General features: G+C 64.6%; 19 protein-coding genes and 1 pseudogene. 17 read left to right on the top strand and 3 right to left on the bottom strand.

The annotated features are described in order from the left end of the window. Positions 1–27 precede the first annotated feature (27 nt). From KSS90_RS15810 to KSS90_RS15785, 6 genes are all read left to right on the top strand, one after another. Positions 28–4,515: an NEL-type E3 ubiquitin ligase domain-containing protein gene (locus KSS90_RS15810; RefSeq protein WP_217866328.1), complete on the top strand. Its 4,488-nt coding sequence runs from the start codon at positions 28–30 to the stop codon at positions 4,513–4,515. A gap of 86 nt (positions 4,516–4,601) precedes the next feature. Further along, entirely contained in the window at positions 4,602–9,116 is a 4,515-nt protein-coding gene (locus KSS90_RS15805; protein WP_217866327.1) for an NEL-type E3 ubiquitin ligase domain-containing protein, read from the top strand. Between the two features lie 162 nt (positions 9,117–9,278). Further along, positions 9,279–9,839, top strand: coding sequence for a DUF4174 domain-containing protein (locus KSS90_RS15800; protein ID WP_217866326.1), 561 nt, complete (start codon positions 9,279–9,281; stop codon positions 9,837–9,839). A 166-nt stretch (positions 9,840–10,005) separates the two neighbouring features. Beyond that, positions 10,006–10,497, top strand: coding sequence for an HvfA family oxazolone/thioamide-modified RiPP metallophore (locus KSS90_RS15795; RefSeq protein WP_217866325.1), 492 nt, complete (start codon positions 10,006–10,008; stop codon positions 10,495–10,497). 93 nt (positions 10,498–10,590) lie between these two features. Beyond that, positions 10,591–11,412, top strand: coding sequence for an HvfB family MNIO-type RiPP peptide maturase (locus KSS90_RS15790; protein WP_217866324.1), 822 nt, complete (start codon positions 10,591–10,593; stop codon positions 11,410–11,412). 4 nt (positions 11,413–11,416) lie between these two features. Then, on the top strand, positions 11,417–12,127 hold the full coding sequence (locus tag KSS90_RS15785) for an HvfC family RiPP maturation protein (RefSeq protein WP_217866323.1): 711 nt from the start codon (positions 11,417–11,419) through the stop codon (positions 12,125–12,127). Positions 12,128–12,145: 18 nt separating this feature from the next. Here the strand turns inward: KSS90_RS15785 and KSS90_RS15780 are convergent, their stop codons facing one another. Both KSS90_RS15780 and KSS90_RS15775 read right to left on the bottom strand, forming a co-directional pair. Further along, the gene (locus KSS90_RS15780) at positions 12,146–13,351 is read right to left on the bottom strand and encodes an NAD(P)/FAD-dependent oxidoreductase (protein WP_217866322.1); all 1,206 of its coding nucleotides are present in this window, start codon (positions 13,349–13,351) and stop codon (positions 12,146–12,148) included. A 132-nt stretch (positions 13,352–13,483) separates the two neighbouring features. Beyond that, on the bottom strand, positions 13,484–14,539 hold the full coding sequence (locus KSS90_RS15775; protein ID WP_217866321.1) for a GlxA family transcriptional regulator: 1,056 nt from the start codon (positions 14,537–14,539) through the stop codon (positions 13,484–13,486). Positions 14,540–14,784: 245 nt separating this feature from the next. On the opposite strand from KSS90_RS15775, the gene KSS90_RS15770 reads away from it, so the two are divergent. From KSS90_RS15770 to KSS90_RS15745, 6 genes and pseudogenes are all read left to right on the top strand, one after another. Continuing rightward, a complete protein-coding gene (locus KSS90_RS15770) occupies positions 14,785–15,294 on the top strand; it encodes an RNA polymerase sigma factor (RefSeq protein ID WP_217866320.1) in 510 nt (169 codons plus the stop codon). Between the two features lie 3 nt (positions 15,295–15,297). Next, on the top strand, positions 15,298–16,131 hold the full coding sequence (locus KSS90_RS15765) for a FecR family protein (RefSeq protein ID WP_217866319.1): 834 nt from the start codon (positions 15,298–15,300) through the stop codon (positions 16,129–16,131). 89 nt (positions 16,132–16,220) lie between these two features. Further along, positions 16,221–18,644, top strand: coding sequence for a TonB-dependent siderophore receptor (locus KSS90_RS15760; protein ID WP_217866318.1), 2,424 nt, complete (start codon positions 16,221–16,223; stop codon positions 18,642–18,644). 152 nt (positions 18,645–18,796) lie between these two features. Beyond that, on the top strand, positions 18,797–19,339 hold the full coding sequence (locus tag KSS90_RS15755) for a P-loop NTPase family protein (protein WP_217866317.1): 543 nt from the start codon (positions 18,797–18,799) through the stop codon (positions 19,337–19,339). Next, positions 19,336–19,545 (top strand): annotated as a pseudogene (locus tag KSS90_RS15750) (GrpB family protein); the annotation flags it as partial. The gene KSS90_RS15755 and the pseudogene KSS90_RS15750, both read left to right, overlap by 4 nt. Positions 19,546–19,656: 111 nt before the next feature. After that, complete coding sequence (locus KSS90_RS15745) at positions 19,657–20,484, top strand: M24 family metallopeptidase (protein WP_217869805.1); 828 nt, start codon at positions 19,657–19,659, stop codon at positions 20,482–20,484. 43 nt (positions 20,485–20,527) lie between these two features. Here the strand turns inward: KSS90_RS15745 and KSS90_RS15740 are convergent, their stop codons facing one another. Next, positions 20,528–21,445, bottom strand: a complete 918-nt coding sequence (locus KSS90_RS15740) for a LysR family transcriptional regulator (protein WP_217866316.1) — start codon at positions 21,443–21,445, stop codon at positions 20,528–20,530. 125 nt (positions 21,446–21,570) lie between these two features. Here KSS90_RS15740 and KSS90_RS15735 point away from each other — a divergent pair, with 125 nt between their 5' ends. The 5 genes from KSS90_RS15735 to KSS90_RS15715 all read left to right on the top strand — a co-directional run bounded on the left by KSS90_RS15735 (position 21,571) and on the right by KSS90_RS15715 (position 25,893). Continuing rightward, positions 21,571–22,329, top strand: coding sequence for a 5-oxoprolinase subunit PxpA (locus tag KSS90_RS15735; protein ID WP_217866315.1), 759 nt, complete (start codon positions 21,571–21,573; stop codon positions 22,327–22,329). Between the two features lie 94 nt (positions 22,330–22,423). Continuing rightward, positions 22,424–22,669, top strand: coding sequence for an acetyl-CoA carboxylase (locus KSS90_RS15730; protein WP_023629552.1), 246 nt, complete (start codon positions 22,424–22,426; stop codon positions 22,667–22,669). Positions 22,670–22,679: 10 nt separating this feature from the next. Further along, positions 22,680–24,053, top strand: a complete 1,374-nt coding sequence (locus tag KSS90_RS15725) for an acetyl-CoA carboxylase biotin carboxylase subunit (RefSeq protein ID WP_217866314.1) — start codon at positions 22,680–22,682, stop codon at positions 24,051–24,053. Then, positions 24,050–24,922: a 5-oxoprolinase subunit B family protein gene (locus tag KSS90_RS15720; RefSeq protein ID WP_217866313.1), complete on the top strand. Its 873-nt coding sequence runs from the start codon at positions 24,050–24,052 to the stop codon at positions 24,920–24,922. The genes KSS90_RS15725 and KSS90_RS15720 overlap by 4 nt, the downstream gene beginning before the upstream one ends. Further along, positions 24,919–25,893 (top strand): 5-oxoprolinase subunit C family protein, encoded by a 975-nt coding sequence (locus tag KSS90_RS15715; RefSeq protein WP_139670482.1) that lies wholly within the window; start codon positions 24,919–24,921, stop codon positions 25,891–25,893. Before KSS90_RS15720 ends, KSS90_RS15715 begins: the two co-directional genes overlap by 4 nt. Positions 25,894–25,902: the final 9 nt, after the last annotated feature.

Here is a 25,902-nt window from a genome sequence, read left to right as displayed (position 1 = left end):
CGTTTCACTACGCAGAGGTGCTGTTTCATGGGTATCGCACAATCGCACGAGGCGCTCGAGCAGGCGGGTCAGGACCACATCATCGGCGCTCGCTTGCCTGCCTGGATAACCTCGGTTTCAGCCAGCGACGCTGGCTGTTTGAGCGTGGCGTTGAACGCCAGCCTGGACTGTCGGCAACGCCTGGCGGCCAGGCTGGCCGCTATCCAGGGGCCTGATGCGCATGCGCGGTCGCTACTACAGAACCAGCTGTCGGCCCTGCATGGGGTGGGGGTCGATGTCGATCGGTTGTGGTATCGCCACGCCTCTTCCAGGCCGCTGTCCACCTATGCGCCCCTGCGCGTGCCGTTGAGCGAGCGCGTCTACTATCAGGTGCCGTTGCTGGAGGCCGCGTTGCGCAACTTCACCGCCGAGCAGAGCGTGCCCGGTGGTCAGGCACCCGGCACCGGTTTGCGCGACGCCAGCGGCGATGAGGTCATCACGCCGGACTCGACGGCTTTCGCCAAATTGGTCCGTCAGCTGGATCTGGGGCGGTGTTATCAGGAGTATCTGGATCGTCAGTTCGCTGTGGCGGACATGAAGGCATTGCTGGCCGACAGCTACCGTCACAGCATGCTGCTGGATGCGTTCAAGGCGCGCCATGCCGGGGTACTGAGCGGGGCGGAGCTGAATGTAGTGATTGGCCTGTGGCGTGACGGCTGGGTACCTCGTCTGGACGATGAAGCGGTGATCGCCAAACGCCTGGTGGTATTGGGTTACTCGATGCAGCAGATCCTGGTCCTCGATGAACGTGACGAGACCTTCGCGCCCATTTTCACCTCGACCCGCCGGGTGCTGGTGTACATCCCGGGTGATCCTCATGGTGCCTGGAGCGGTCACGCGAGCTTGTTGCGCTTTGTCCGCGAAAGGCTGGGCCAACGGCTGCGCGATGAGGCGTACCTGCGTTTCTTCGCCCGCTTTGTGCGACGGCGGGATAGCCAGGCGTTCTTTTCCCAGGTCATGGAGGGTTACCACGACCTGCCGGCCTGGGCGAACATCGATCTGGACGAAAAGATGCTCACGCTTCCAACACCGCTGTTCGATGCCCTGGCGCAATGGCGTATGTACCAGTTCAAGGATGATGCGACATTGCTTGCCACGCCGACGGCGCTGCTGGATCGGCAAGTTCAGGAGGCCCATGAGCGGCGCCTGGCCGTCGAGGGTTGGAGCTTGCTCGTCCTGGCTGGCCTGTTCGTCCCGGCCATTGGCCTCACCTTGCTGGCGGTGACCGCCTGGGAGCTATTGGGCGAGGTGTTCCAGGCCTTCGAGGCCTGGCGGGAGGGGGACATGCGCCAGGCACTGGAGCACGTTGGCCATGTCGCCATCGATCTTGCGACGATGGCTGTCACCGCTGCCGCGATCACCGCGGTCCGTCGAGCCTGGACGCGCTCGCCGCTGGTCGACCGCCTGCTCCAGGCGAACCTCGAAGACGGTTCACAACGCTTATGGGATGGTGACTTGGCAGCGTTTCGTGGTGCGCCGCCGGCCGGCGTGCTGGCCGACGATCAAGGCATCTGGCGACAGGGCGGCCAGGCATGGATAGAAATGGACGGCCATCATTACCCGGTCATGCGCCGCGTCGTCGACGATCACTGGCAACTGGTACCACGGCAGGGGCACGGGCCCCTGCTGCTGAACAACGGCGCTGGCGCCTGGCGCCTGTGGTACGAGCAACCCGCGCGCTGGCGTGACGCTGGCTATCTGTTCCGTCGCCTCGGCGGCCCCATGGCGGCACTCACGGATGCACAGGCTGAACAGGTGATGCGTATTCATGATCTGGACAGTGCTCATTTGCGGGCGTTGCATGTGCGCAACTGCCCACCTGGGGCGGGCATGGTCGATACCACGGTGCGCGTGGTACTTGACCTGCGCGTTCGTGCATTGGTCCAACGTCTGCGTGGCGGCGAGCGGATCGATGACGCACTCGCGCTGACCCAGGCACGCGGTCTTGAAGGCGCACGGGGGCTTTCCGGGGAGGCGTTGGCGGAGCGGGTCTGGAGCCGTCGGCGTCAGCTGCTGGAACAACTTTATGAAGCACAATCGCCAACCGACAGCCCTGACGTGGTGGCATTGCGGCGGGTGTTTCCCACGTTGCATCGGCGTGCGGCTGCCGCCTTGCTGGAGCGCGCCAGCGCAGTGGAGCGGGAGCGCTTGCTGCAGTCCGGACGGGTACCGCTGTCCCTTGCCGAGGCGGCCCGGGACATGAGCATGCAAGTGCGTGTCGCCCGGGTGCTTGAGGCTCTGCATCTGGATATGCCGGAAGACCGCGATCTTGCCCGGGTCGTGACCGGCCTGCTGCGCCAGCTGCCGGGTTCCGCAGCCGGCGTGCGCTGGCGAATCCTGGAAGGCTCGGACCAGCCTGCGCCTGCGCTTGCCTGTGCATCAGGTGAGCACGCCTACACGCTGGAGCATGACCATGGATGTTTCAGGCTGCTGAACGCCGATGGCGAACAGATCGGTGATTCGGGGAGCCTGTTCGAGGTGTTGGCCAACGCCTACGACGAAAATCAGCGTGCCTCGCTGCAGCTGGGCGAGCCCTTCGCCGGGAACCTGCGTGCCCGTATCGGACAACTGGCGCTCGAGCGCAGGGCCGATGTTCGGCGGTTGCTCGGTGATCCGGGGCGCACGGGGTGGTTCAGGCTGCCGGACCGCCTGCCCGATGGCAGAATCGGCTATCCGTTGAGTGGGCGCGGCCAATCCAGCCCGGGCCCCGAACCTTATCGGCGGCGTCTGCGCTATTTGTTCCCGACGTTCACCGATGGCCAGGTCGATGCCTGGATTGCCGCCGCGCGCCGAACAGGCAGCGGCCTGGAACGGCGCCTGCGATCGGCCGAGCAGGAGTTCGCGGCCCTCAATAGGCGGTTGCGCGACTGGGTGCAGGAGGGCGCGAGTGCCCAGGAACGGAGCAATCGACGTCGGGTCCGAAGGGCGCTGCGCAGCTGTTGGCAACACATTCTGGCCGAGGGTGAGCATGGCGAGGACTTGAGCGCGGTCTATCACTGGGATCTGGTGGGTGCCCGTACCAACACGTTTCCAGAGTTGCCCGCCCAAGTCCGTTTCAGCCATGTCAACTCGTTGTCCCTGAGTGGGATGCAACTGGAGAACCTGCCAGAGAGTTTCCTGCAGGCCTTTCCAAACCTGCGCTTCATCGATCTGCCTGGCAACCGGCTGACACGGGTGCCTCAGGCCCTGCTGCAAATGCGGCGCCTGCAAAGCCTGAACCTGGAGGGCAACCAGATCGTCCTGGATGCCGCGCAGTCGACGATTCTGGCCAGTTGCTCTGCGCTGGTGCGCCTCAACCTGTCGCGCAACCCGCTCGGCCGCGTGTTCTCGGTCAGTGGTTTGCCGCACCTGCGAGCCTTGTACTTGGCTGGGACGGGTATCGACTGCCTGCCGTACATGGTGATGGAGAACGCCTCCATCCGCACGCTCGATCTGCGGGACAACAGGTTCACCAGCCTGCCGGAGCACTTTTATGCCTCGCGGTTATGGACCGAGGGCGAAGTGCAGTTGCGCGGGAATCCGCTCACGACAGCGGAGACCAACCGTCTGCACCAGGCGCTGTTGGCGTCGTTGCCAAGCGGCGTGGCGAGAAGCCGGACAGCGGTACGACTGCGCTGGATGGACACGATTGGCCTCGAGGCCCGCGCGCAGCTCAGCGCGTGCTGGGAGACGCTGCAGGCCAAGCCGGGCTGCGAGGCATTCTTCGACCTGCTCGAAGGCCTCCTGCAGACCCATGACTGCCAATTCCACGATTCGGCCCGGAATCTGGCTCTGCGGGTGCTGGCGCTGATGAAGGCGATGGGCGAGTCGGATGCCCTGCGTCAGGAAATCTTCGCCAACTCCAGTCAGTTGACCTGCCAGGACAGCGTGGCCCTGCGTTTCAGCGACCTGGAGGTGCGCCTGCTCCTGGCGCGTGCGCAGGAGACCGCCCAGCAGGGCGATCAGGAGCGGGCGTTGTTGCGTCTGGGGCGTCGACTCTGGCGCCTGGAGGCTGTCGACGACATCGCGCTGGCGGACATCCAGGCCAGGCGGGCCGATGGCGGCAACCCTGACCAGATCGAGGTTGCGTTGGCCTATCGGGTGGCCTTGCGTGGTGACCTGGACCTGCCCATGGAGACCCACGGCATGTTGTTTCGTGAAGTATCGGGCGTGGATCGGCAGCGCATCGAGCGCGCGCGAGCGCAGGTGCTCGAAGCAGAGACCGGTGAGCGCCTGGCCGCTTCATTGGTCGATCGAGAATTCTGGCGCACGCATCTGCGCAACGCCCATGCCCAGCGTTTCACCGCGCTCGATGCGCCTTTCCATGAACGCCTGGAGCGTGTCTTTACGGATACCCTGGCCCAGGATCAGGCCAGCCTGGAGGCCACGCAATTGATCCAGGCCGAGCGCGACGCCGCCGAGCGCCTGCTGATGCTGGAGCTCACCCGCGAAGCGCTGGAGGTGCAAGCCGGCTCCGATGAAGCGCCGCTGCCTTGACCCGCCAGCAGGCACTATCTATCTAACGGTTGCTAGCCGGGCCGGTGTGTAGGCTTGCATGTCGCCATTTTCAGGAGACATGCACCATGAACAGTATCGAACCCGAGCCCCCCGTGGCAGCGCAAGGCGCCTTTGTCGACGCGATCATCGCCCAGCGCCTGCCCGGCTGGTTGCGCGGCGCCGAGCAGAGGCAGTTGCAGGCCTTGGGCGAGGCCTTGACCTTGTGTCTGTACTTTCGTCAGCGGGTGAACGCCATGCTGGCGAAAATCGACAACATCGACCGGTTCGCCTTGCCCTTGCTCCAGCAGGCATTGGCCTCGCTGACAGGTCCTGGCGTCGATGTCGCCGCGCTGCGTTTTCGCAAAGGCCGGCGCGAACCGGTGATCAACACGCAACCGCTGGGCGCGCACCTGACGACGGTGGTCTACGAGCAGGTGCCAGCGCTGACCGTGGCATTGCGCAACTTCACTTTGGAGGAAACCGTCGCGGGCGGCCAACCGCTCGGCAACCGTCTGGAAGCGGCGCCTGCCAGCGGGTTGGCATTGCCCTCGGCGGCGGTATTCGCCGCTGCATGCCGCAGGCTCGATATCGGCCAACACTATCAACGCCATTTGGCTGCGGTGTTGGAAACCCAGGAGGGCCAGGCGGCCTCGTTGATCGCCCGCGCGCAGCGCTATGCGATGCTGGTCGACGCCCATGTCGCCTGGATCAAGGGCGACGTCGACCGGGATGAGCATCAATTGTTGGTGGATCTGTGCGGGCTGCATCAGCCGCTACGTTTCAACGGTAAGCCCGTGCAGGTCAAGCGCCTGAGCTTGCTGGGCGTGACGCTCGAGCAGATCGTCGTGCTCGATGTGCGCGATGAAAGCATGATGCCGGTGTACAGCGTTACCTCCAGGTTGCTGGTCTACATACCGGGTGACGGCAACGGTGCCTGGCGGGCGTTCAGCGACCTGCGGCATTGCGCCAATGCGCTGGGTAAGCACCTGCGTACCGCCAGTTACCAGCGCTTTTTCAGCCGCTTCGTTCGTCGGCGCGATAGCCAGCGCTTCTTCCTTGCCGTGATCACCGGTTACACGGGCGTTTCGGACCTGGCCAACATCAGCCTCGACGAACACCTGAAGCCGTGGCCGGGCCCTGTCTTCGAAAGCCTTGGCACACTGCGAATCGAGCAGATCAAGGACGACGCGGCGATGATCGCCATTCCCACTGCCAGGCTCGATGCGCAGGTTCGCCAGGCGCATGAACAGCGCCTGCGGGCCGAAGGTTGGGCCTTGCTCAACCTGGCCGGGTTGTTCGTGCCGGTGATCGGCGCCGGGCTGCTGGCAGTTACCGCCTGGGAGCTGTTGGGCGAGGTGTTCCATGGCGTCGAGGCCTGGCGCGACGGCGATGCCAGCGAAGCGCTCGACCATGTGATCAACGTGGCAGGTGATCTGGCCATGATGGCACTCACCGCCGCGGGCATTGGCGCGGCGCGGGCAGCCTGGACGCGTGCCACGGTAGTCGACGGCCTGGTGCCGGCCCGCCTGGAGGATGGAACCGTTCGCCTGTGGAACCAGGACCTGCGGCCTTTTCGCAGCGGACCGCCGCCATCGGCCGCAAGGCCTGATGCCGAGGGCATTCATCATTTCGAGGGCCAGGCCTGGATCGAGATGGACGGGCATTTTTATCCGGTCATCCAGCAGGCCAACCAAGGCAACTGGTGCCTCCGAGCCCAGGCTGGATATGCGCCTCGGCTGGCCCACAATGGTGCTGGCGCCTGGCGATTGTGGTCCGAGCAACCGGCCTGCTGGGACGACAAGCGTTACCTGTTCAGACGCCTGGGTGCAGAGTTCGCCAAGCTCGACGACGAACGTATCGACACGCTGCTCACGGCTCACGCACTGGACAGCGCCAGGTTGCGCGCCTTGCACGTGCAAGGCCAAGCCCCTGGCGCAGGGTTGCGCGACAGCGTGCGGCGCTCGCGCCTGGATCAGCGTATCCGGGCACTGGTCGCGCAGTTGCGTGAAGGACGGGCCAGCGATGACCTGACCGTGCTCGATCACGCCCGGTTACTGCCAGGGGCGAGCGGTCTTGGCGACCCGCAACTGGCGGAGCTGGTCTGGCGCTCGCGACGCGTGCTGTTCGAACGGCTGTACCTGGCCATGCAGGGCAACGAGGCGCCGGAAACCTCGGCGTTGCGCCGGCAATTTCCGGGACTGTCGTCCGCGCTGGCCGAGGAAGCTGTCGCGAATGCAAGCCCAGCGGACCGCCGCCGACTGCTGGACAGCGGACGGGTGTCACTGCGACTGGCCACGGCGGCGCGGGCTGCATTGCTGGAGTCTCGCCAGGTAAGGCTGCATGAGAGCCTGTACCTCGACACACCACAGGACACCAACCTGGCCAAGGTGGTGCTGGCTCTATTGGAGCATCTGCCCGGCCAGGGGCAGCCCCTGCGCTGGCGCCTGTTCGACGGGGGGGCCGATGGCACCCGTCTATACGGCGATGCGCAGCCCGCTGACTTCGACCTGGTGCATTTCAGTGGGCGGTACCAGTTGCTGGACCGACGGGGAGCGGCGATAGGCGACGCAGGTGAGCTGTTCGGGGTGATCGCTGGCGCCTATGACGATGCCCGGCTGCAGGCGTTGGGCGTGGGCGAGCCGTTCGGCCACAACCTCAGGGTACTGATCAGACGCCTGGCGCTCCGACAGCCAGCGCTGCTGGAGCGCGCCTTGGGGCAGGGTGGGCCGACGGGCTGGTTCCGCCCACCGCGGCGGCTTGCCGATGGGCGTCTGGGGTATCCGCTCAGTGGTCGCAGCCCAGGTAGCTTGCAACGTGGCAGATCCCAGGGGTTGTATGCCGCGCTGCGCGCGATCTATCCGTCGTTCACCGATGCCGAAGTCGTTGCCTGGCTGAACGACGTGCATCGCAACGGAAGGCGGGTGGATGACGAACTGGCCCGTCTCTCACGCCAGTTGGAGGCGCTGGACAGCCACCTGCATGGTTGGATACGCATGGCGTCCTCTTCTCAGCAGCGTGCGGAGCGCCGTTACTTCAGGGAGACCCTGGTCAATTGCTGGCAGCGCAGGTCGGCCAGGAGCGCTGGACAGGACGCGCTGCCCACGGGCTATCGCCTGAGTATCTGGTCGGTGACCCTGGAAACGCTGCCCGACTTGCCTGAGCAGGTCAGTTTCGCCCATGTGCATGAGCTGTCGCTGATGGGGCTGGGGTTACGCGAGATGCCGCCGGGATTCCTGCGCGCGTTCTCGCATCTGCGCGCGCTGGAACTGTCCAGCAACGCGCTGACACAGATCCCCGCCGAACTGGCGAACCTGAGCCAGTTGCGTGAGTTGGATCTGTACGGCAACGCCATCGTGCTCGATGCCTCCCAGGCAATGACCCTTGGCAACTGCACGCGGCTCGAGTACATCAACCTGTCATACAACCCGCTGGGGCGCACGTTCCCGTTGTATCGACTGGACAGCCTGGGCCGATTGCATCTGCGCAGTACCGGGATCACGGAGTTCCCACCCGCCCTGCTGGACCGCCTGGAGCTGGTGATCGCCGACCTGCGGGACAATCAGATCAGCGAACTGCCGTCGCGTTTTCATCGCTCGCCCGTGTGGATCAGCAGCAATGTCCTGCTGGCTGGAAACCCACTCTCCGTTGAAGCTGCGGTGCGTTTACAGGTGTTCCAGCAAGCTCACGATATCCTGCCAGAGGCACCTGCCGTCGCTTCATCGCTATCGTTGCGTCAACGCTGGTTGGACGCCGCCGACAGTGCCTTGCGTCCGGAGCAGTCCTCGGCCTGGGATGAACTGGAAAGCGAGCAGGGCTCGAACGACTTTTTCCACTTGCTGCATCGGCTGGAGGAGACTGCCGATTTCCAGCGGCGGCGTCAGGCCTTGGCTACGCGAGTGTTCACCATGCTGATCAACATGCGTGATTACCCTTCGCTGACCGCGGAGCTGTTCACCCATGCCACCGAAGGGCTGACTTGCCAGGACAGCGCCACCCTGCGCTTCAGCAACCTCGAACTGCGCATGCTGGTGTGGCGGGCACGGGTGGACGCCGTGGCCGGCGACCAGGAGCAAGCGTTGTTGCGGCTGGGCCGGCGCCTTTGGCGCCTGGATGAGGTCGATCGCATCGCCCGGGAGGACATCCAGGCCCGTCGGGCGCAGGGTGCCGACCCGGATGAGATCGAGGTGGGACTGGCCTATCGCGTGGGGCTGCGCGATGAGCTCGAGTTGCCCGCGCAACCCGGCGACATGTTGTTCGGTGAAATTGCCGGGCTCGATGCGCAACGTCTAAGCCAAGCACGTGCGCGGGTCCTGGAGCTCGAGACACCTGAGCGCCTGTCCGACGCGCTGGTGCAGCGGGATTTTTGGCAGGAACATCTGGCGCGCGCCCATGCCGAGCGCCTGGCGACCTTCAATGACCCCTTCCAGGAGCGCTCCAACACGCTGATGGATTCGGCCCAGACCATGGCTGAGAGCGATTACCTGACTCGACATGATGCCTTGCGTGACGAGTGGGAAGCCGGGCGGCGCGCCTTGCTCCGGGACCTGACCCGCGAAGCGCTCGAGGCCGAATCCGCGGCAACAGGGGGGAATGCGCCCTGATGTAGAGGGGGCAGAGCTGGGCTATGCTCAGCTCAGGCATGGGGACATGACTGGTTACTGTTGTCCTGCGCGGTGAGGGTGTCCGTTGGTTTAGATTCCCATGCCGGATCTTTCTCCCTGATCCGTAGTCTTTAGGTTTATCGAGAAAACAAGGAGATACGCATGCTCGTCCGGTCACTGACCCTCGCCACCTTGCTCGCCCTGGCAGCCCCGCTGCATGCCGCCGACAGCGACGCACCACTGGCCAAGGAACTGGGTAAGGCAAGGCCGTTGGTGGTGATCGCGCCCAGCAGCGCCGATCCGACCCTGCGAGCGCTGAACCAGGCCCTGGAGGACCCGGCCACCAAGGCCGGTTTCACCGAGCGCGGGCTGGTGCTGTACAGCGTGGCCAACATGATGGGCAAGCGCGAGGACAAGAATCTCGAGCAGCAGACCACCATGGCGCTGATCCGTGAGCTCAAGCTGGGCGCCAGCAAGGGCACCAAGGTGATCCTGGTGGGCAAGGATGGCGAACGCCATGTGCTCAAGGACGACGATAGCGGCGAGAAGCTCGACCCGCAGGTGATCTTCAAGGCGGTCGACGAGCTGCCGGCCAGTGAGCAGGCGGTGACGGCGCCGGAGCCCGTCGCGGCAGCGCCAGCAGAACCCAAGGCCAAGGACAGCAAGGCCAAGCCAAGCAAACCCGCCAAACCCGCCGCGCCGCCCAAGCCGCTGGAAGACTGAACCCGCTGTCACGGCCTGCTCACCAGCAGCGGGCCGTTCTTGTATCACTGTGTATCTGCGCCTGGCACCGACCTACTGCCATACAAAACGTCACCCCACTCGATACATCGGCGACACACCGCTGCGGCTCAATGGCTCCACTTTCCAACCACAGTGGAGCGACACCATGAAAACGACCCGTCAAACCCTCGGCCTGCTCGGCGCCACCCTGCTCGGCGGCATGGTCCTGGGCAACAGCGCCTTCGCCGTAGAACCGTTGGCCCAGGGCTACCAGCTGGCTGCCGCCAAGACCCCCGGCGAAGGCAAGTGCGGTGAGGGCAAGTGCGGCGCCAGCGGCAAGTCCACGCAAAGCGAAGGCAAATGTGGCGAGGGCAAGTGCGGTGCCAGCGCCAAGGCCGGCGCCGAGGGCAAGTGCGGTGAGGGCAAGTGCGGCGACGCCTCCTTTGCCCGCACCGACAGCAACCACGATGGCAAGGTCTCCCGCGAGGAGTTCCTGGCGGTGGCCAAGGACCGGGCGGCCGATTTCGACAAGATCGACCGCAACCACGATGGTTTCATCTCCGAGCAGGAGGCCCACGATCACCTGGCGGCCATCTACAAGGCCAATGGCAAGGCCATGCCCGATGGGCTGTTCAGCCATCTGACCGGCAAATCCTGACGCCTATCGCGCAGCCAGCCCGCGCCCACGCATGCACAGTGGGAGCGGGTTGGCCCCGCGATCCCGCTCAACGCCCTGCGGAGCCTCCAGACCATGCCCCAACATAACCTGCAAACCGGCCTCGGCCTGCGCCGTGGCCTGCTGCCCGACCTGCTGACCATGGAAGCAGGCGCGGTGGACTTCCTCGAGTGCGCCCCGGAAAACTGGATCGGTGTCGGCGGCGCCTTCGGCCAGGGCCTGGCGCGCCTGGCCGAGCGCTTTGCCATTGCCTGCCACGGCCTGTCGCTGTCCTTGGGTGGGACCGCGCCGCTGGATATCGGCTTCCTCCAGCGCACCCGGCAGTTCCTCGACCACCATCAGGTGCGGATGTACAGCGAGCACCTGAGCTACTGCAGCGACGATGGTCACCTCTATGACCTGATGCCGATTCCGTTCACCGACGAGGCCGTCCACCATGTGGCCGCCCGCATCCGCCAGGCCCAGGACATCCTTGGCCGGCGCATCGCCGTGGAGAACATCAGCTACTACGCCGCGCCGTACCAGGCGATGGCCGAGCTGGATTTTGTCCGCGCCGTGCTCGACGAGGCCGACTGCGACCTGCTGCTGGACGTCAACAACGTCTTCGTCAACGCCTGCAACCACCGGTACGACGCCCGGGCCTTCCTCGCCGGCCTTCCCTGCGAGCGGGTGGTGGGCATGCATGTGGCCGGTCACTATGACGAGGCGCCGGACCTGAAGGTCGACACCCACGGTGCGCCGGTCAAGGAGGATGTCTGGGCCTTGTTCGCCGACGCCTGCCAGCGCTTCGGCGCGCAACCCACCGTGCTCGAGCGCGACTTCAACTACCCGCCGCTGGCCGAGTTGCTGGCCGAGACGGCGCGCATCCGCGACGTGCAACGTGCCCATGGAGCGTAAGACCATGACCGAAACCCTGCGCCACCAGCAGTTCACCCTGGCCCGCCACCTGCGCGACCCGGTCGGCAACCCGCCGCCGCCCGGTATCGAGGTGCGACGCCTGAAGGTCTACCGCGAACTGTTCTACGGCGCCATCGAAGGGCTGTCGGCCGGCAGTTTTCCGGTGATGCGCCGGACCCTTGGCGATCAGCGCTGGCATGCCCGGGTGCGTGACTTCTACGCCCATTACCGTAGCCAGACGCCGCTGTTCACCGAAGTAGCCGAAGCCTTCATCGACTACCTGCAGGGCGTCGCGCCGGACGCCCCCTGGCAGTTGGAGCTGGCGCACTACGAATGGATCGAAGCGCAGTTGTACCTGAGCGACGCCGAGGATCCGCCGCATGATCCGGACGGCGACCTGCTGGCCGGCGAGCCGCTGCTATCGTGCGTGGCCCGGGTGCTGGCCTACCGCTGGCCGGTGGAGCGCATCGGCCCCGAGTATCAGCCCGACGAGGCGCCCGAGCAGCCCACCTTGTTGCTGGTGTACCGCGACGCCGACCTGCAGGTGCGCTTCGCCCGGTTGGCGCCTTTGGCCTGGCAACTGCTGGTGGGCTTGCCCGGCACCGGGCGCGAGCGCTTGCGGGCGCTGGGGGATCAGCACCTGCAGCAGGGGCTGCAAATGCTGCGACAGTTGCGTGAGCAGGGCATCATCGTCGGTACTCGAGATGCCCTGTAGGCGCGCGCAGATGTACCGTCAGGCCACCGGGATCAACGGATCGGCTGCCGCCAGCGCTGCCGCGCGGTCGGCCGCCGGCGGATAGATCCACACCGAATTGATCTGCTGCTTGAGCTGCTTGGCCTCGGCCTTGTCCGTCGGCGGCGAAACGGTGCGCTCCCAGCCTTCGGTATACACCGCGCCCCAGGCGCCCAAGTCCAGGCAGGTGACGTACTTGGGCTGGCTGTAGGTCATCGGCGCCACGCCGATCAGCTCGGCGGCGGCATTGTTGCCGGCGTAGCGGCCCAGCGGGATGGCATGCTGGCAGGACATCACCGCGTAATTGCCGGCCTCGTCACAGGCAGCGTAGGCCACGTCGCCCGCGGCATACACCGCCGGGTTGCCGATGACCTTGAGGTGGCCGTCCACATGCAGGCGGCCCTGGCGGTCGCGTTCGCCGCTGATCTGCTCGGTCAGCGGGTTGGCCTTGAAGCCCACGGTCCAGACAACGGTGTTGGCGGCGATGCGTTCACCATTGTCCAGCAGCACGCCGCCGCCATCCACCGAGGCCACCGTGGCGCCGCAGATCCACTCGATCCCCAGCGCCGCCGATGCCTGTTCGATGGCCGGGCGAATGCCGTCGCCCAGGGCGGCGCCGATCTTCGCGCCGCGGTCGACCACGACGATGCGCGGCTTGACCTTGTCGCCCAGGATCGCTCGCAGCCGGCTGGGCAGCTCGGTGGCGGTCTCGATGCCGGTGAAGCCGCCACCGGCCACCACCACGGTATTGCGTGCGGGGCTGTCGGGGCGGGCGGCCAGGGACTTGAGGTGTTCTTCCAGGCGGGTGGCCGAGTCGATCTTGTCGACATCGAAGGCGTGCTGGTCGAAGCCTTCCAGCGCCGGGCGGTTGAGCAGGCTGCCGCAGGCCAGGATCAGGCGGTCGTAACCCAGCTTGGCCTCGATACCACCCGCTTGACGATAGGCCACCTGCTGGCTGGCCTGGTCGATGTGGTAGGCCGTGCCTTTGACGAAGCGCACGTTGACCGCGTCGAACACCGCCTGCAAGGGGGCGGCCATGGTGTGTACGTCGGGTTCGTAGAAGCGTGGGCGGATGTGCAGCTCCGCCTGGGGCGCGAGCACGGTGATCAGCACGTCGTCGCGTTTGTGCAGGTCGAGCAGGCGGGCGGCGCCGAGGGCGCTCCACAGCCCGGCGAAGCCTGCGCCAATGATCAGGATCTGTTTCATGAGGGGCTCCTGGGTGCCGCGATTATCGATGTTGTCGCTGCGGCAGTGGAAAAAGGGTACGCCTAGTGAGTGAGCCTGGATGACGGCCCGACAGGCGTGCTGCAGATGCTAAGCGCCCCCTTAGATTTGCCCCTAGGCCAAAGAACCCTGGATTTCGGCCAGCGGCACGCTGCGGGCGAAGCGCGCTCGATAGTCCCGCGGGGTCACCGCCAGGTGACGCTGGAACGCCAGGCGCATGCGTTCCTCGCTGCCGAATCCGCATTGGCGGGCGACCTGCTCGATATGTTGGCCCGAGTTTTCCAGCAAGCGGCGCGCCGCCTCCAGGCGGAACACCTCGATGGCCTTGGCCGGGGTACGGCCGGTCTTGTGCTTGTACACCCGGGTGAAGTTGCGCAGGCTCATGCGCGCCTGCTCGGCCAGCCGCTCGACCGTCAGCCGCGGGTCGCCCAGGTGCTCGCTGAGCCATAGGTGCAGGGTCTCGAAGGCGTCGCTGTCCTCGCCCTGGGCCTTGAGCAGTTCGCTGAACTGTGCCTGCCCGCCGGGGCGCTTGAGGAACACCACCAATTCGCGGGCCACCTGCATGGCCACCTCGCGGCCGCAGTCGGCCTCGACCAGGGCCAGCGCCAGGTCGATGCCGGCGCTGACGCCGGCCGAAGTCCATACCTGATCCTGCTGCACGAAGATCGATTCGGCATCCACCTCGATGGCCGGGAAGCGTCGGTGCAGGGCATCGCACATCGCCCAGTGGGTGGCGGCCCGGCGGCCATCGAGCAGGCCGGCGGCGGCCAGCAGGAAGGTGCCGCTGCATACCGAAGCGGTACGTCGGGCGCGTTGGGCGGCCTGGGCCAGCCAGGCGATCAACTCGGCGTGATCGGGGAGGGTGCGGACGATCTCCGGGGCGCCGGGCACGACCAGCGTGTCGAAGGGCTCGTGCAGCCAGGGCGCCAGTGGCTCGGTGGCGACGGCCAGGCCCTCGGCGGTGGCCACCAGGCCCCCTTCGAGACTGGCGGTGACCACCCGGTAGCCGGGTAGGCCGCGCGCGGCGCGGGCCTTGGTCGCGGCCCAGAACACCGTCTGCGCGCCGCTGAGGTCGAGCAGGCCCATCTGCGGGTAGGCAAGGAACAGCAAGGTGCGCGGCTGGTCGAGGGCATGCACGGACGGAGAGGGGATCTGAGGGATGTCGGTCATGGCGCGCTTCTTGTTGGCGGTGGCACTGGGCATAGTCTGAGCAGGCGGCATGGCGCTGATCAAGCGCCATGACCGGCGCCTAGGCTCTGTACGAAATGTATCTGCACTCGCCCATGCTGCGTTGAAACGGGGCTCGGAATGCTCATGTACTCCAACCGTCGCGTGGGTGTTCGGGCGATCCCCGATGTTGCTCAACGCGAAAACCCCATGATATAAATGAGATTCACTATCAATTGGTTGCCGTCATGGCTTCGACCGACAACGATCTCCTGCAAGCCCTGGCCTTGCACTACGACGATTTGGTCGAGCACATTCGCCGACGTTTTTCCAATCAGCATTTTGCCCGCGACGTGGTGCATGATGTGTGCGTGCAGATCCTGGAAAAACCGCCGCTCAACGCCATCAGCGTGCCCATGGCCTTTTTGCGGCGTGCCACGCTCAACCGCGCAATCGACCGGCGCCGTGCGGAAAGCACCCGCACGCTGTACGCGCAGAGCCAGATCGCCGTGGTCGAGCAGCACTGCGACCAGCTGGACGGTGCGATGGCGCTCGAATTCGAACAACGCCTGCGTGCCTTGCTGGCGGTGATAGACGCATTGCCGGCGCGCCAGCGCCAGGTGTTCCTGCTCCACCGCATCCACGGCATGCCGCAAAAGGACATCGCGCAGGAGCTGGAGATTTCCGTGAACATGGTTGCCCAGCATTTCATGCGGGCCATGCGCACCCTCGCACAACGCTGGCAGCCGGAGGCCTGATCGATGCAACGCCGTACCGCGCCGGGCGCGCGCGATGCCCTCGAGCCTTACGCTGAATCCTTGCGCGCGCTGGTGCCCAGCCGTGAGGCGCTTTTGCAGGAAGCCAAGGCGCAGAGCGCACGCAACGCCAATCGTCGGCGCAAGGCTGCCGGCACGGCCTTGCTGCTGGCCCTGGCCGGTTGGGCCTGGCTGGCCGACCCGGCGCTGGGCTACCGCCAGGTCGAGGTGGCCAGCAGCGGTCGCGAAACGTTGCACCTGGACGACGGCAGCGTGGTCGAACTGGACGCCGGCAGTGTGCTGCGCATCGAGTATCGCCTGCGCAGTCGGCAGTTCGAGCTGCTCGATGGCGAAGGCTTGTTCAGCGTGGCTCATCAAGCCAAGCCTTTCATCGTGCGCAGCCAGGGCGTGGCTGTGCGCGATATCGGCACGGTGTTCGATGTACGCAGCGACCTGGACGGCGTGCGGGTGGCTGTTCTGGAGGGCGAGGTGGAAGTGGACAACGGCAAGGCGCGTCAACGGCTGACGGCCAACCAGCAACTGTTTGCCAACCCTCAGCGCCTGGGGCCGGTGCATGACAGCAAGCCCGGCGAACGAGACGCCTGGCGGCATGACCTGTTCCATTTCGACGGCACCCCGCTCGAGTCGGTCCTGGCGCAACTGCGCCGCCATCGCGACGCACCGATTCGCCTGCAGGGCGCGACCGCCAGGCAACACCGGCTCAGCGGAGAATTCCCCACCGGCAATGTCGAACAGTTGCTCGACAGCCTGCCGCAGCTGGCGCCGGTAACAGTCAGCCGCGACAAGAGCGGTGCTGTGCAGGTGGACGTGCAGCGCTGAAAAAAATTTTCAGCGCTGCATCAATGTGCGGGTCAGCACAAACGCCAATCCCTATGAAACGCATTCTCACTTGCTTTGATGGGGATTCCATGACGCTCTTTATCCACCCGCTGCGTCAGGCCATGGGCCTGGCGACATTCGGATTTCTGCTTGCCGGGCCTGTGCAGGCCGAACAGACGCACTACCGCATCGACCTGCCGGCCCAACCGCTGGATCAGTCGATCAATGCCCTTGCCCGCCAGACCGGTAGCCGCATTCTGTTCAACACTGACGCCGCGCACGCGGTACAAGCGCCGACACTGCACCAGCAACTGAGCGTCGAACAGGCGCTGCGCCATTTGCTCGCCGGCAGCCACCTGAGCCTCACCCAGGCAGCCGATGGCCAGTATCTGATCGCGCTGCCCAGCGAACCCAGCAACGGTGCGCTGGAACTGGACGCCTCCAGCGTCATCGGCCGCCAGCCGGTCACCACCACTGAGGGCAGCCATTCCTACACCTCCGGCGCGGTCACCCTGGGCAAGGGCGTACAGACCCTCAAGGACATCCCGCAGTCGGTCACGGTGATGACCCGCCAGCAGATGGACGACCAGAACACCCAGACCATCAGCGACCTGGTCAACCGCACGCCCGGCCTCACCGCCAGCCGTTCGCCGGGGTCGGGGCTGTTCATCTACTCGCGCGGTTTCAGCATCGACACGCTGCAGTACGATGGCGTGCCGATCCCGCGCAATACCTACTCGCTCGGCAGCTACCTCACCGAAGACCTGAGCTTCTATGACCGTGTCGAAGTGCTGCGTGGCCCGGCCGCGCTGCTGCAAGGCGGTGACAGCCCGGGCGGGGCGATGAACCTGGTACGCAAGCGCGGGCAGGACAAGGCGGTGGTCAGCCTGACCGGCAAGGCCGGTTCCTGGGACCGCTATGGCCTGCAACTGGACGCTGGCGGCCCGCTGAATGCCGAGGGCACCCTGCGTACACGCACGGTGGTCAGCCAGAACGACAACGGCTCGTTCATCGACTATGTGCGTGGTTGGAACCAGACCGTCTACGCTGCCGTGGACTATGACTTCACCCCGGACTTCACGATGGGCCTTGGCGTTGCCAACCAGAAGGGCCAAGCCCGCCCGGCCATGCTCGGCCTGCCGCGCTATGCCGACGGCGGCAACCCCGACTGGTCGCGCTCGACCTATGTCGGCGCGGACTGGAACCGCGCCAACAACGACCAGACCAGCGTGTTCCTCGACGCCAGCTACCGGCTCAACGACGACTGGCGGCTGAAGGCTGCCGGCGTGTACATGAGCGAACACAACGGCGCGACCTACCAGGCATTGTGGGATGCCCTCCCGGCCAACGGCTCCACCAACAACACCTACATCGACTGGAGCACCGATTTCACCACCCACAGCAAGGGCCTGGACCTGTACCTGGACGGCCAGTTCACCGGCTTCGGTTTCGAGCAGACCTTCCTGCTCGGTGCCAACTACTCGCGCATCAATACCGATGACCGCTGGGCCAGGGCTCCCACTTTCGGCGCAGACTCCAGTAACGTCGACCACCACCGCCCGATGCCGGACATCTACGGCCTGGCAAGCCGGGGTCGTGGCGAGTTGACCGAGTACCAGATCACCCAGAAGGGCTTGTATTCGCGCTGGTCGGTCAACCTGACCGAGCCGCTGAAGCTGATCGTCGGTGCCCGCACCAGCTGGTACGACTACAGCTACGCCTCCCAGTCCTTCGCCCGCACCGGCTACAGCGAATCGACAACCAGCAGCAACGGCAAGGTTTCGCCCTATGCGGGCCTGGTGTATGCGCTGAACAAACAGTGGTCGGTCTACACCAGCTACACCGACGTCTTCCAGCCGCAGAGCGCACGCACCAGCAGCGGTTCGGTGGTCGAGCCGATCATTGGCAGCAACTACGAACTGGGGCTCAAGGGTGAGTTGTTCGACGGGGCGCTGAACACCTCGGTCGCGCTGTTCCGCTACGACCAGGAGCATCACGCGGTGCTCGACCGCAGCGGGCCGATGGACTGCAATGGCTGGTACTGCTCGAAGGCCTCAGGCAAGGTGCGCAGCCAGGGCCTGGAGGCGCAGGTCAGCGGTGAAGTCCTCAGTGGCCTGCAAGTGATGGCCGGCTACGTCTACAACACCACGCGCTACCTGGAAGACGCCAACTACAAGGACAAGGTCTACAGCACCTGGACGCCCAAGCATCAGTTCAAACTGTGGGCCGACTACACCTTGCCGGGTAACTGGAGCCGTACCTCGGTGGGGTTGGGCACCACAGCGGTCACTGGCACCACTTCCTACGACCACGTCTTCGACCTGCCCGGTTATGCCATCTGGGATGCTCGGGTCGCGTACAAGGTCAGCGACGAGGTGACCGTGGCGGCGAACCTCAACAACCTGCTGGACAAGAAGTACTACCAGCCGGCCTACAACACCATCGACTACAACAACTACTACGGCGACCCACGTAACGTCATGTTCAGTGTGAAATACACGCCTGAACTCTAGTTTGGCTGTAGTGCGCAAGGGCCCGCAGTGATTGGTGTTTTGCAACTAGCAGCGGACGTTCAGAGTATGAGTCCGCTTGCAGTTGACCGAATCGATCATTGCCGTACAATCGCGCCCCCCAAAATCAGCAGGCATGGCGAGAGGGAGCTCCAATGCAACGGGTGATGATCATTGGTCAGCCAGGCTCTGGGAAAAGTGCCCTGGCGCGCAAGCTTGGCCAGCGCACAGGCTTACCGGTCGTGCATATCGACACGATTCACTGGCAGCCAGGGTGGGTCGAGCGCAGCCGTGACGAGAAGACGCGTCTTTGCCATGAGGTCGAGGCCCGGGAGCGTTGGATCTTCGAAGGCGGGCACTCGACGACATGGCAAAACCGGCTGGCCCGCGCTGACACGTTGATATGGATCGATCGCTCGGCGCCGCTTCGATTCTGGCGTGTGTTCTTCAGAACGATGCTGAGCCACGGTCGATCTCGGCCTGACTTGCCGGACGACTGTCCGGAGCTGCTGGCCAACCTGCCGGAGTTTTTCAGGTTCATGTGGCGGACGAAGAACTCGTCCCGGGAGGCGATGAGGCGATTCGTGGCGACCGCCCCGTCGGGTTGTCGCGTGGTCTGCCTGCGGTGCAATCGAGATACCGAAGTTTTTCTCGCAAGCCTGGGCGCATTGCCTGATCAGGTGGTGCGAGGTCATTAGAGGCCTGTTCTCGTTTGATCCAGATGCTGACGTTCAGGGATCTGCTCAGGAAAAATGCCTCCCTCCGGCAGCGATATCAAGACCTCAAACTCGAGCTGGAGGCCACCAATACCGGCGGTATGGCTGAGTATCTGGCGAGGAAGGGGCCGTTCATCGTCACGGCGCTGTGTGAGGGCGGCATCAGACCTGGTGATTATTATCTGTAAGGCGACTCAGTCGCGCGTGTCCGGCTGTTTCCGAACCAAAGCTGCCGCTGTGGGTGGTAGTCAAGGAGTTAAGTTTTGAGAAGCATAGGGATATTGTTGTTGCTCTATTGCGTGAATATTTTCGCCACAGAGTCGTCGCTCGAGAATTATGCCGAAGCTAATCGCGCCCGTGCGCTTGGCATCACTCAACTAGATAGCTCGACAATTCTTGCCGAGGAGGCTCGGCTCGCACCGTTGGCCAGTGACCTGTTACTCAAGGTCAAGCCGATGATCCGCGAGGGCGGCAGCGGTGCGGCGATTCAACGTTACGTATTGACGCAGTTCGAACGCTACGGCTGGCTACCAATGCTGGTGGGCTACAAAGGCTATACGGCAGCCGTGCCGGTGTCGGTGAATAGCCAAGTGGGTAACGCACCGCCTATTGATACCCCATTCCCGAACGCAGCCTTGGTTAAAGTTGAGTTGGTGGCCGCGTCGACCCAGGCCCATGTCGCCCAGGTTTGGACATTTGCCACCGCCAACGCCACCGAACAGCAGCGTCAGTTGTTGGCAACAGCCCGCAGCGCGTTGCGTAGTGGCATTGATCAGGTTCGTGGTGGCGAGCCGCTGTTCAACGTGGGCCAGGCCATTCAAGAGGTGCTTGATGCCAACCAGGCGGTTGCGATTCATGAACTCGCGGGCTATGCGATGGGGCAGTCACGGGTACAGGAACCGCAGGTGCTGGGTTACAAGGGCTACACAAACGATAACACCCTCATGCAACCAGGACAGGTGCTGAACGTTTATGTGATTGCGAAGGCAGGCGCATTCGGGGTGCGCTTCCAGCCGCCTGATTTTTGGACTGTCCACACACAGGATGGTGCAGACAGCGTCATGCTGTCGGCGATGGTGGAGGTTACAGTTGACGGGCACCGGCTGCTGAGCAGATTGGTGGACTAATTGCTGTTGGCCAGTCCATCCGTCGGATAGGCTTTCGTTGCTTTCAGCGCCGTGCGGAAAGTTGCTGCGGCGCCAGGAATGCGTCGTGGAAGTAATTGTGGAACGCGTGCATCGCCGGGCTGAATTCCCGCTCGCGATGCCAGGCCAGGCCGACGCTCATGGGGGTGACCTTGTCGGTGATGGTCACGGTTTCGATGCGTTTACCCTCCAGCGACCAGGGGCGGTGTACCAGGTCGGAGAGGATCGCCACGCCGCTGCCGTTGGCCACCATGCTGCGCACCGCTTCCACGGAGCTGGTGCGGATTCGCACGTTGGGCTGCTGTCGGGCATGTTCCCAGTAGCGCATGGCGCTTTGTTCGGCTTCGTCGACGGTAAGCAGGATGAAGGGCTCGTGTGTGACGTCGGCAAGGCTCACGGCCGAGTGTCCGCACAGCGGGTGATGGCTGGGCAGCCACAGCCGGCGCTCGGAATTGAACAGGGTTTTCGAGACGATGTCCGGGTGGGTCAGGTTCGAGGTCAGCACCACCGCCATGTCGAATTCGCCTTCCAGCAGGCCTTGCTCGATGGCCTGGCGCTCCCGTTCATGCACTTCGATGGCCACGTCCGGGTGCCAGTGTTCCAGGCGTTGCAGATGGTGCGGCAGGAAGTAGCCGATCACCGTGTAACTGGCCGCTACCCGCAACAGGCCGGTGGCGCGAACGTCCGGCAGTGGGCTGTTAAGGGCGTCGTCGACGCTGCGCAAGATCACGTAGGCCCGATTGAGAAAGTGCCGTCCGGCATCGGTCAGGCTCATGCCCTGGGCCGAGCGCTGGAACAGCAGCGTGCCGAGCATGCCCTCCAGCTCCTTGATCGCTGTGGTCACCGCCGACTGGGAAATATTCAAATGAATCGCAGCTTGGGAGATTTGCCCGATCTCGGCCGTGGCGACGAAATAGCGAACCTGGCGCAGGGTCAGTGACATGAACACTCCGCTTGATGAGGTATCTGATTTTCAGAAGATATCCCCTCTGATAATAGATCTTCCCAAGGGGGTGGCTGGAATTTAACGTGCTCTGCATGAAGTCACAAGGGTCAGGAGCGAGTGTCATGCAGGCAGTAGATTTCAATTCGGACATGGGCGAAGGCTTCGGTCCGTGGACTATCGGCGACGGAGTCGACAACGAACTGATGGGCTTCATCAGCTCGGCCAACATCGCCACCGGTTTCCATGCCGGCGACCCCGGCACCATGCGTCGCACTGTCGAGCAGGCCAAGCGCCTGGGCGTGGCCGTCGGTGCCCATCCGGGCTTTCGCGACCTGGTCGGTTTCGGCCGCCGTCACATCAATGCACCGGCCCAGGAGCTGGTGGACGACATGTTGTATCAGCTGGGCGCCCTGCGTGAACTCGCCCGGGTTCAAGGCGTAGGCCTGCAACACATCAAACCCCACGGCGCGCTGTACATGCACCTGGCCCGGGACGAGGAAGCGGCGCGTTTGCTGGTGGAAAACCTGCAGCGCCTCGAGCCTGAACTGCTGCTGTATTGCATGCCTGACTCGACCATCTGGCGTATCGCCACGGAGCTCGGCCAACCGGTGATCCGCGAGTTCTACGCCGACCGCGAATACGACCTCAGCGGCTCCATCGTCTTCACCCGCAACGTGCGTGCCTACGACCCCGCGCAAGTAGCTGCGCGGGTACTGCGTGCCTGTCAGGAAGGCGTGGTGCGCACGGTGGAGGGTGAAGACCTGACGATCGAATTCGACTCCATTTGCTTGCACAGCGATACACCCGGTGCCCTGGCCCTGGTCGAGGCTACCCGTAATGCGCTCGATTGCGCGGGGATCCAGGTGCGCGCACCGCGATAACGCACCCCAATAAACCTGGCACGCAGACGCCAGGGCTTACTCGACACACAGATTTTTTGCCTGCCTTTCTACAACTATTCCAAGAGGAACAGACATGGCGCAGCACACAGTCATCACCCCGTTGCCGGGGACTTTCTACCGCAAGGCCACCCCGGAATCGCCGAACTACGTCGAGGCCGGTGCCAACGTCAGCGCCGACACAGTGATTGGCCTGATCGAGGTAATGAAGCAGTTTTCCGAACTGACCGCGGGTACGGCAGGGCGTCTGGATGCGTTTCTGGTCGAAGACGGTGATCCGGTGGAGCCGGGTCAGGTCATCGCTACACTCGAAGACGCGTGAGGGCACGACCATGACTCAAGGCATTGGTAAATTGCTGATCGCCAACCGCGGCGAGATTGCCGTGCGGATCATCCGCGCCGCGCAAGCGCTCGGGATTCCAACCGTGGCGGCGTGCAGCGAAGCAGACGTCGATTCCCTGGCCGCGCGCATGGCCGACGAAGTGCACATCCTCGGCCCGGCCCGCGCTGACAAGAGCTACCTCAATGTTGAAGCGCTGCTCGGTGCCCTGAAGACCACCGGCGCCAACGCGGTGCATCCAGGCTACGGCTTTCTCTCGGAGAACGCCGAATTTGCCGAAGCGGTGCAAGCCGCCGGGGCGATTTTCGTCGGCCCAAGCCCCGAGACCATCCGGCGCATGGGCGACAAGGCCGAAGCCCGGCGCACTGCGCAAGCCGCGGGTGTGCCGGTGGTGCCCGGCTCCCCGGATGAACTGTTCGATGTGGAGTCGGCGCTCAAAGCCGCCGAATCCGTCGGCTTCCCGCTGCTGATCAAGGCCTCGGCCGGTGGCGGTGGGCGTGGCATTCGCCTGGCGGAAAACCCGCAGCAACTGAGCGAAGAATTCCCCCGTTCCCAGCGCGAAGCCCAGGCCGCCTTCGGCAACGGCGCGGTGTATCTGGAGCGCTTCATCGGCAAGGCCCGGCATATCGAAGTGCAGGTGCTGGGCGATGGCAAGCATGCGGTGCATCTGTTCGAACGCGAGTGTTCGCTGCAACGCCGCCGGCAGAAGATCTTCGAAGAAGCGCCGTCGCCGGTCCTCGATGCGCAGCAGCGCGAGACCCTCTGCGCGAGTGCCGTGCGCCTGACCGAGGCCCTGGGCTATCAGGGCGCGGGCACCCTTGAGTATCTGTACGACGACGCCACCGGCGAGTTTTTCTTCATCGAGATGAACACGCGGATCCAGGTGGAGCACCCGGTCAGCGAGCTGATCACCGGCATCGATCTGGTCCAAGCCATGTTGCGCATCGCCGGCGGCGAACCGCTGGGCCTCAAGCAAAGCGATATCCGGCTCAACGGCGCGGCCCTGCAAATGCGCCTGAACGCCGAAGACCCGGCGCGGGATTTCTTCCCAAGCCCGGGTCTTGTGCAAGCGCTGAACTGGCCGGAAGGCGAGGGCGTGCGCGTCGACAGCCATCTGTATGAAGGCTACCGGGTACCGCCATACTATGACTCGCTGCTGGCCAAGCTGATCGTCCATGGCAGCGATCGCGCCGAGGCCCTGGCCCGCGCGCGACTGGCCGTGGAGCAGACCACGCTCACGGGCATGGCCAGCACCTTGTCTCTGCACGGCGAGTTGCTGGAGCAACCCTGGCTGCACACCGCCGACTTCCACACCGGCACTTTGGAAACCTGGCTGGCCGAGCGCCGCAGCGGAGGTGCAGCATGAGCAGTTCGATTCGCTACAGCTTTGGCGCCGACGAACACCTGTTTGCCGAAGTCAGCGACAGCATGTCCCTTGAAGCCTTCTTCAAGGGTATGGCGGTAACCCGTGCGGTGGAGCGCCTGGCCCTCGATGGCGTGCTCGACGTGTGCCTGGCCAACGCCTCGTTCCAGATCCGTTTCGACCCGGACCGCATCGCCCCGGCCGATCTGCTCGAAGCGGTGAAGGGCGCCGAAGCCGAGGCCGTGGCCGAGCGCACCCTGCATACCCGGATCATCGAGATCCCGGTGCTCTACAACGATCCGTGGACCCACGAAACCCTGATGCGTTTTCGCGACCGCCACCAGGACCCGAACGCCACGGACCTGGAGTACGCCGCGCGCATCAACGGCTTGGCCGACGTCGAGGCGTTCATCGCCGCCCACAGTGGCGCGCCGTGGTTCGTTTCGATGGTGGGCTTCGTGGCGGGCCTGCCGTTCATGTTCCAGATGGTCGAGCGCGAACGTCAGTTGCAGGTGCCCAAGTACCTGCGACCCCGTACCGACACGCCGAAATTGACCCTGGGCCATGGCGGCTGCTTCGGTTGCATCTACTCGGTACGTGGCGCCGGTGGCTACCAGATGTTTGGCGTCACTCCGGCACCGATCTACGACCCGCAGCAGAACCTGGCGTACCTAAAGGAACACATGGTGTTCTTCCGTCCAGGCGACATCGTGCAGTTCAAGTCGATGGACCGCGATGCCTACGACCACGCCGTGGCCGAGGTCGAAGCCGGACGCTTCGATCTGCGCATCCGTCCAGTTGCGTTCTCGCTCGATGCGTTCCTCGCCGACCCGATCGGCTATCCCAAGTCGCTGCAGGAGGTGCTGGCATGATCAAGGTACTCAAACCCGGTCTGGCCACCTCAGTGCAGGACCTCGGCCGCGAGGGCTACTACCATCTGGGGATACCACCTTCCGGGGCGCTGGATCAGTACGCCCTGAGCGCGGCCAACCAGTTGGTGGGCAATCCGGCCAATTCGGCGGCGCTGGAATGCACGTTGCTGGGACCGGAGCTGGAGTTTCAGCAGGACGCCCTGGTGGCGGTATGTGGTGCGCAGATGACGCCGAAAGTCGATGGCGTGGACATGCACTTGGACACCGCCTTCGAAGTGAAGGCCGGACAAGTGCTGCGTTTCGATTTTCCCAAGGCTGGCGCACGGGCTTATCTGGCGGTGGCCGGCGGTATCGATGTACCGGTGGTGCTCGGCAGTCGTTCCACCTACGCGCTGGGGGCGCTGGGTGGTTTTCAGGGGCGTAGGCTGGTGATCGGCGATGAACTGCCGATAGGCGCCGCCAGCGGCAAGGGGCGCGTCGGGGCGAGTCTGCCCATGGCGTTGCGACAGTCGCTGGGAGGGGAGGTCACCCTGCGGGTGGTGCCGGGGCTGTACTACGATCGCTTGACCTTGGCGGCGGCGGACAGCTTTTTCGCCGAAGCCTGGACCGTCGGCTCGGAGGCAGATCGCATTGGCTATCGCTTCAAGGGTGGCAGCCCGCTGAGCTTCCAGCCTCGCGAGCAGCCGTTCGGCGCCGGCTCCGATCCTTCGAACATCGTCGACAGCTGCTACCCGATAGGCTCTATCCAGGTGCCGGCAGGGCTCGAGCCCATCATTCTGCACCGCGATGCAGTGTCCGGTGGCGGCTATGCGATGATTGGCACGGTGATCAGCGCCGACCTCGACCTGGTCGGCCAGATGCAACCCAACCAGAAGGCCCGCTTTGTCGCGGTGACACTGGAAGAGGCGCTGCAAGCCCGACGTTCCTACAAGAAAAAACTCAGCTGTCTGAGCAAGCTGTTCCCTTGCTGATCTGCCCGC

Source organism: Pseudomonas maumuensis (genome assembly GCF_019139675.1).
Lineage (GTDB): Bacteria > Pseudomonadota > Gammaproteobacteria > Pseudomonadales > Pseudomonadaceae > Aquipseudomonas > Aquipseudomonas maumuensis.
This window is presented reverse-complemented; position numbering and strand designations above follow the sequence as displayed.

Bases quoted from the DNA above. Each gene is read 5' to 3' on its own strand.
- KSS90_RS15725 (WP_217866314.1), top strand. From the start codon at position 22,680: ATGACTCAAGGCATTGGTAAATTGCTGATCGCCAACCGCGGCGAGATT.
- KSS90_RS15780 (WP_217866322.1), bottom strand. From the start codon at position 13,351: ATGAAACAGATCCTGATCATTGGCGCAGGCTTCGCCGGGCTGTGGAGC.
- KSS90_RS15805 (WP_217866327.1), top strand. From the start codon at position 4,602: ATGAACAGTATCGAACCCGAGCCCCCCGTGGCAGCGCAAGGCGCCTTT.
- KSS90_RS15760 (WP_217866318.1), top strand. From the start codon at position 16,221: ATGACGCTCTTTATCCACCCGCTGCGTCAGGCCATGGGCCTGGCGACA.
- KSS90_RS15795 (WP_217866325.1), top strand. From the start codon at position 10,006: ATGAAAACGACCCGTCAAACCCTCGGCCTGCTCGGCGCCACCCTGCTC.
- KSS90_RS15775 (WP_217866321.1), bottom strand. From the start codon at position 14,539: ATGACCGACATCCCTCAGATCCCCTCTCCGTCCGTGCATGCCCTCGAC.
- KSS90_RS15735 (WP_217866315.1), top strand. From the start codon at position 21,571: ATGCAGGCAGTAGATTTCAATTCGGACATGGGCGAAGGCTTCGGTCCG.
- KSS90_RS15755 (WP_217866317.1), top strand. From the start codon at position 18,797: ATGCAACGGGTGATGATCATTGGTCAGCCAGGCTCTGGGAAAAGTGCC.
- KSS90_RS15810 (WP_217866328.1), top strand. From the start codon at position 28: ATGGGTATCGCACAATCGCACGAGGCGCTCGAGCAGGCGGGTCAGGAC.
- KSS90_RS15730 (WP_023629552.1), top strand. From the start codon at position 22,424: ATGGCGCAGCACACAGTCATCACCCCGTTGCCGGGGACTTTCTACCGC.
- KSS90_RS15770 (WP_217866320.1), top strand. From the start codon at position 14,785: ATGGCTTCGACCGACAACGATCTCCTGCAAGCCCTGGCCTTGCACTAC.
- KSS90_RS15720 (WP_217866313.1), top strand. From the start codon at position 24,050: ATGAGCAGTTCGATTCGCTACAGCTTTGGCGCCGACGAACACCTGTTT.
- KSS90_RS15800 (WP_217866326.1), top strand. From the start codon at position 9,279: ATGCTCGTCCGGTCACTGACCCTCGCCACCTTGCTCGCCCTGGCAGCC.
- KSS90_RS15740 (WP_217866316.1), bottom strand. From the start codon at position 21,445: ATGTCACTGACCCTGCGCCAGGTTCGCTATTTCGTCGCCACGGCCGAG.
- KSS90_RS15785 (WP_217866323.1), top strand. From the start codon at position 11,417: ATGACCGAAACCCTGCGCCACCAGCAGTTCACCCTGGCCCGCCACCTG.
- KSS90_RS15765 (WP_217866319.1), top strand. From the start codon at position 15,298: ATGCAACGCCGTACCGCGCCGGGCGCGCGCGATGCCCTCGAGCCTTAC.
- KSS90_RS15790 (WP_217866324.1), top strand. From the start codon at position 10,591: ATGCCCCAACATAACCTGCAAACCGGCCTCGGCCTGCGCCGTGGCCTG.
- KSS90_RS15715 (WP_139670482.1), top strand. From the start codon at position 24,919: ATGATCAAGGTACTCAAACCCGGTCTGGCCACCTCAGTGCAGGACCTC.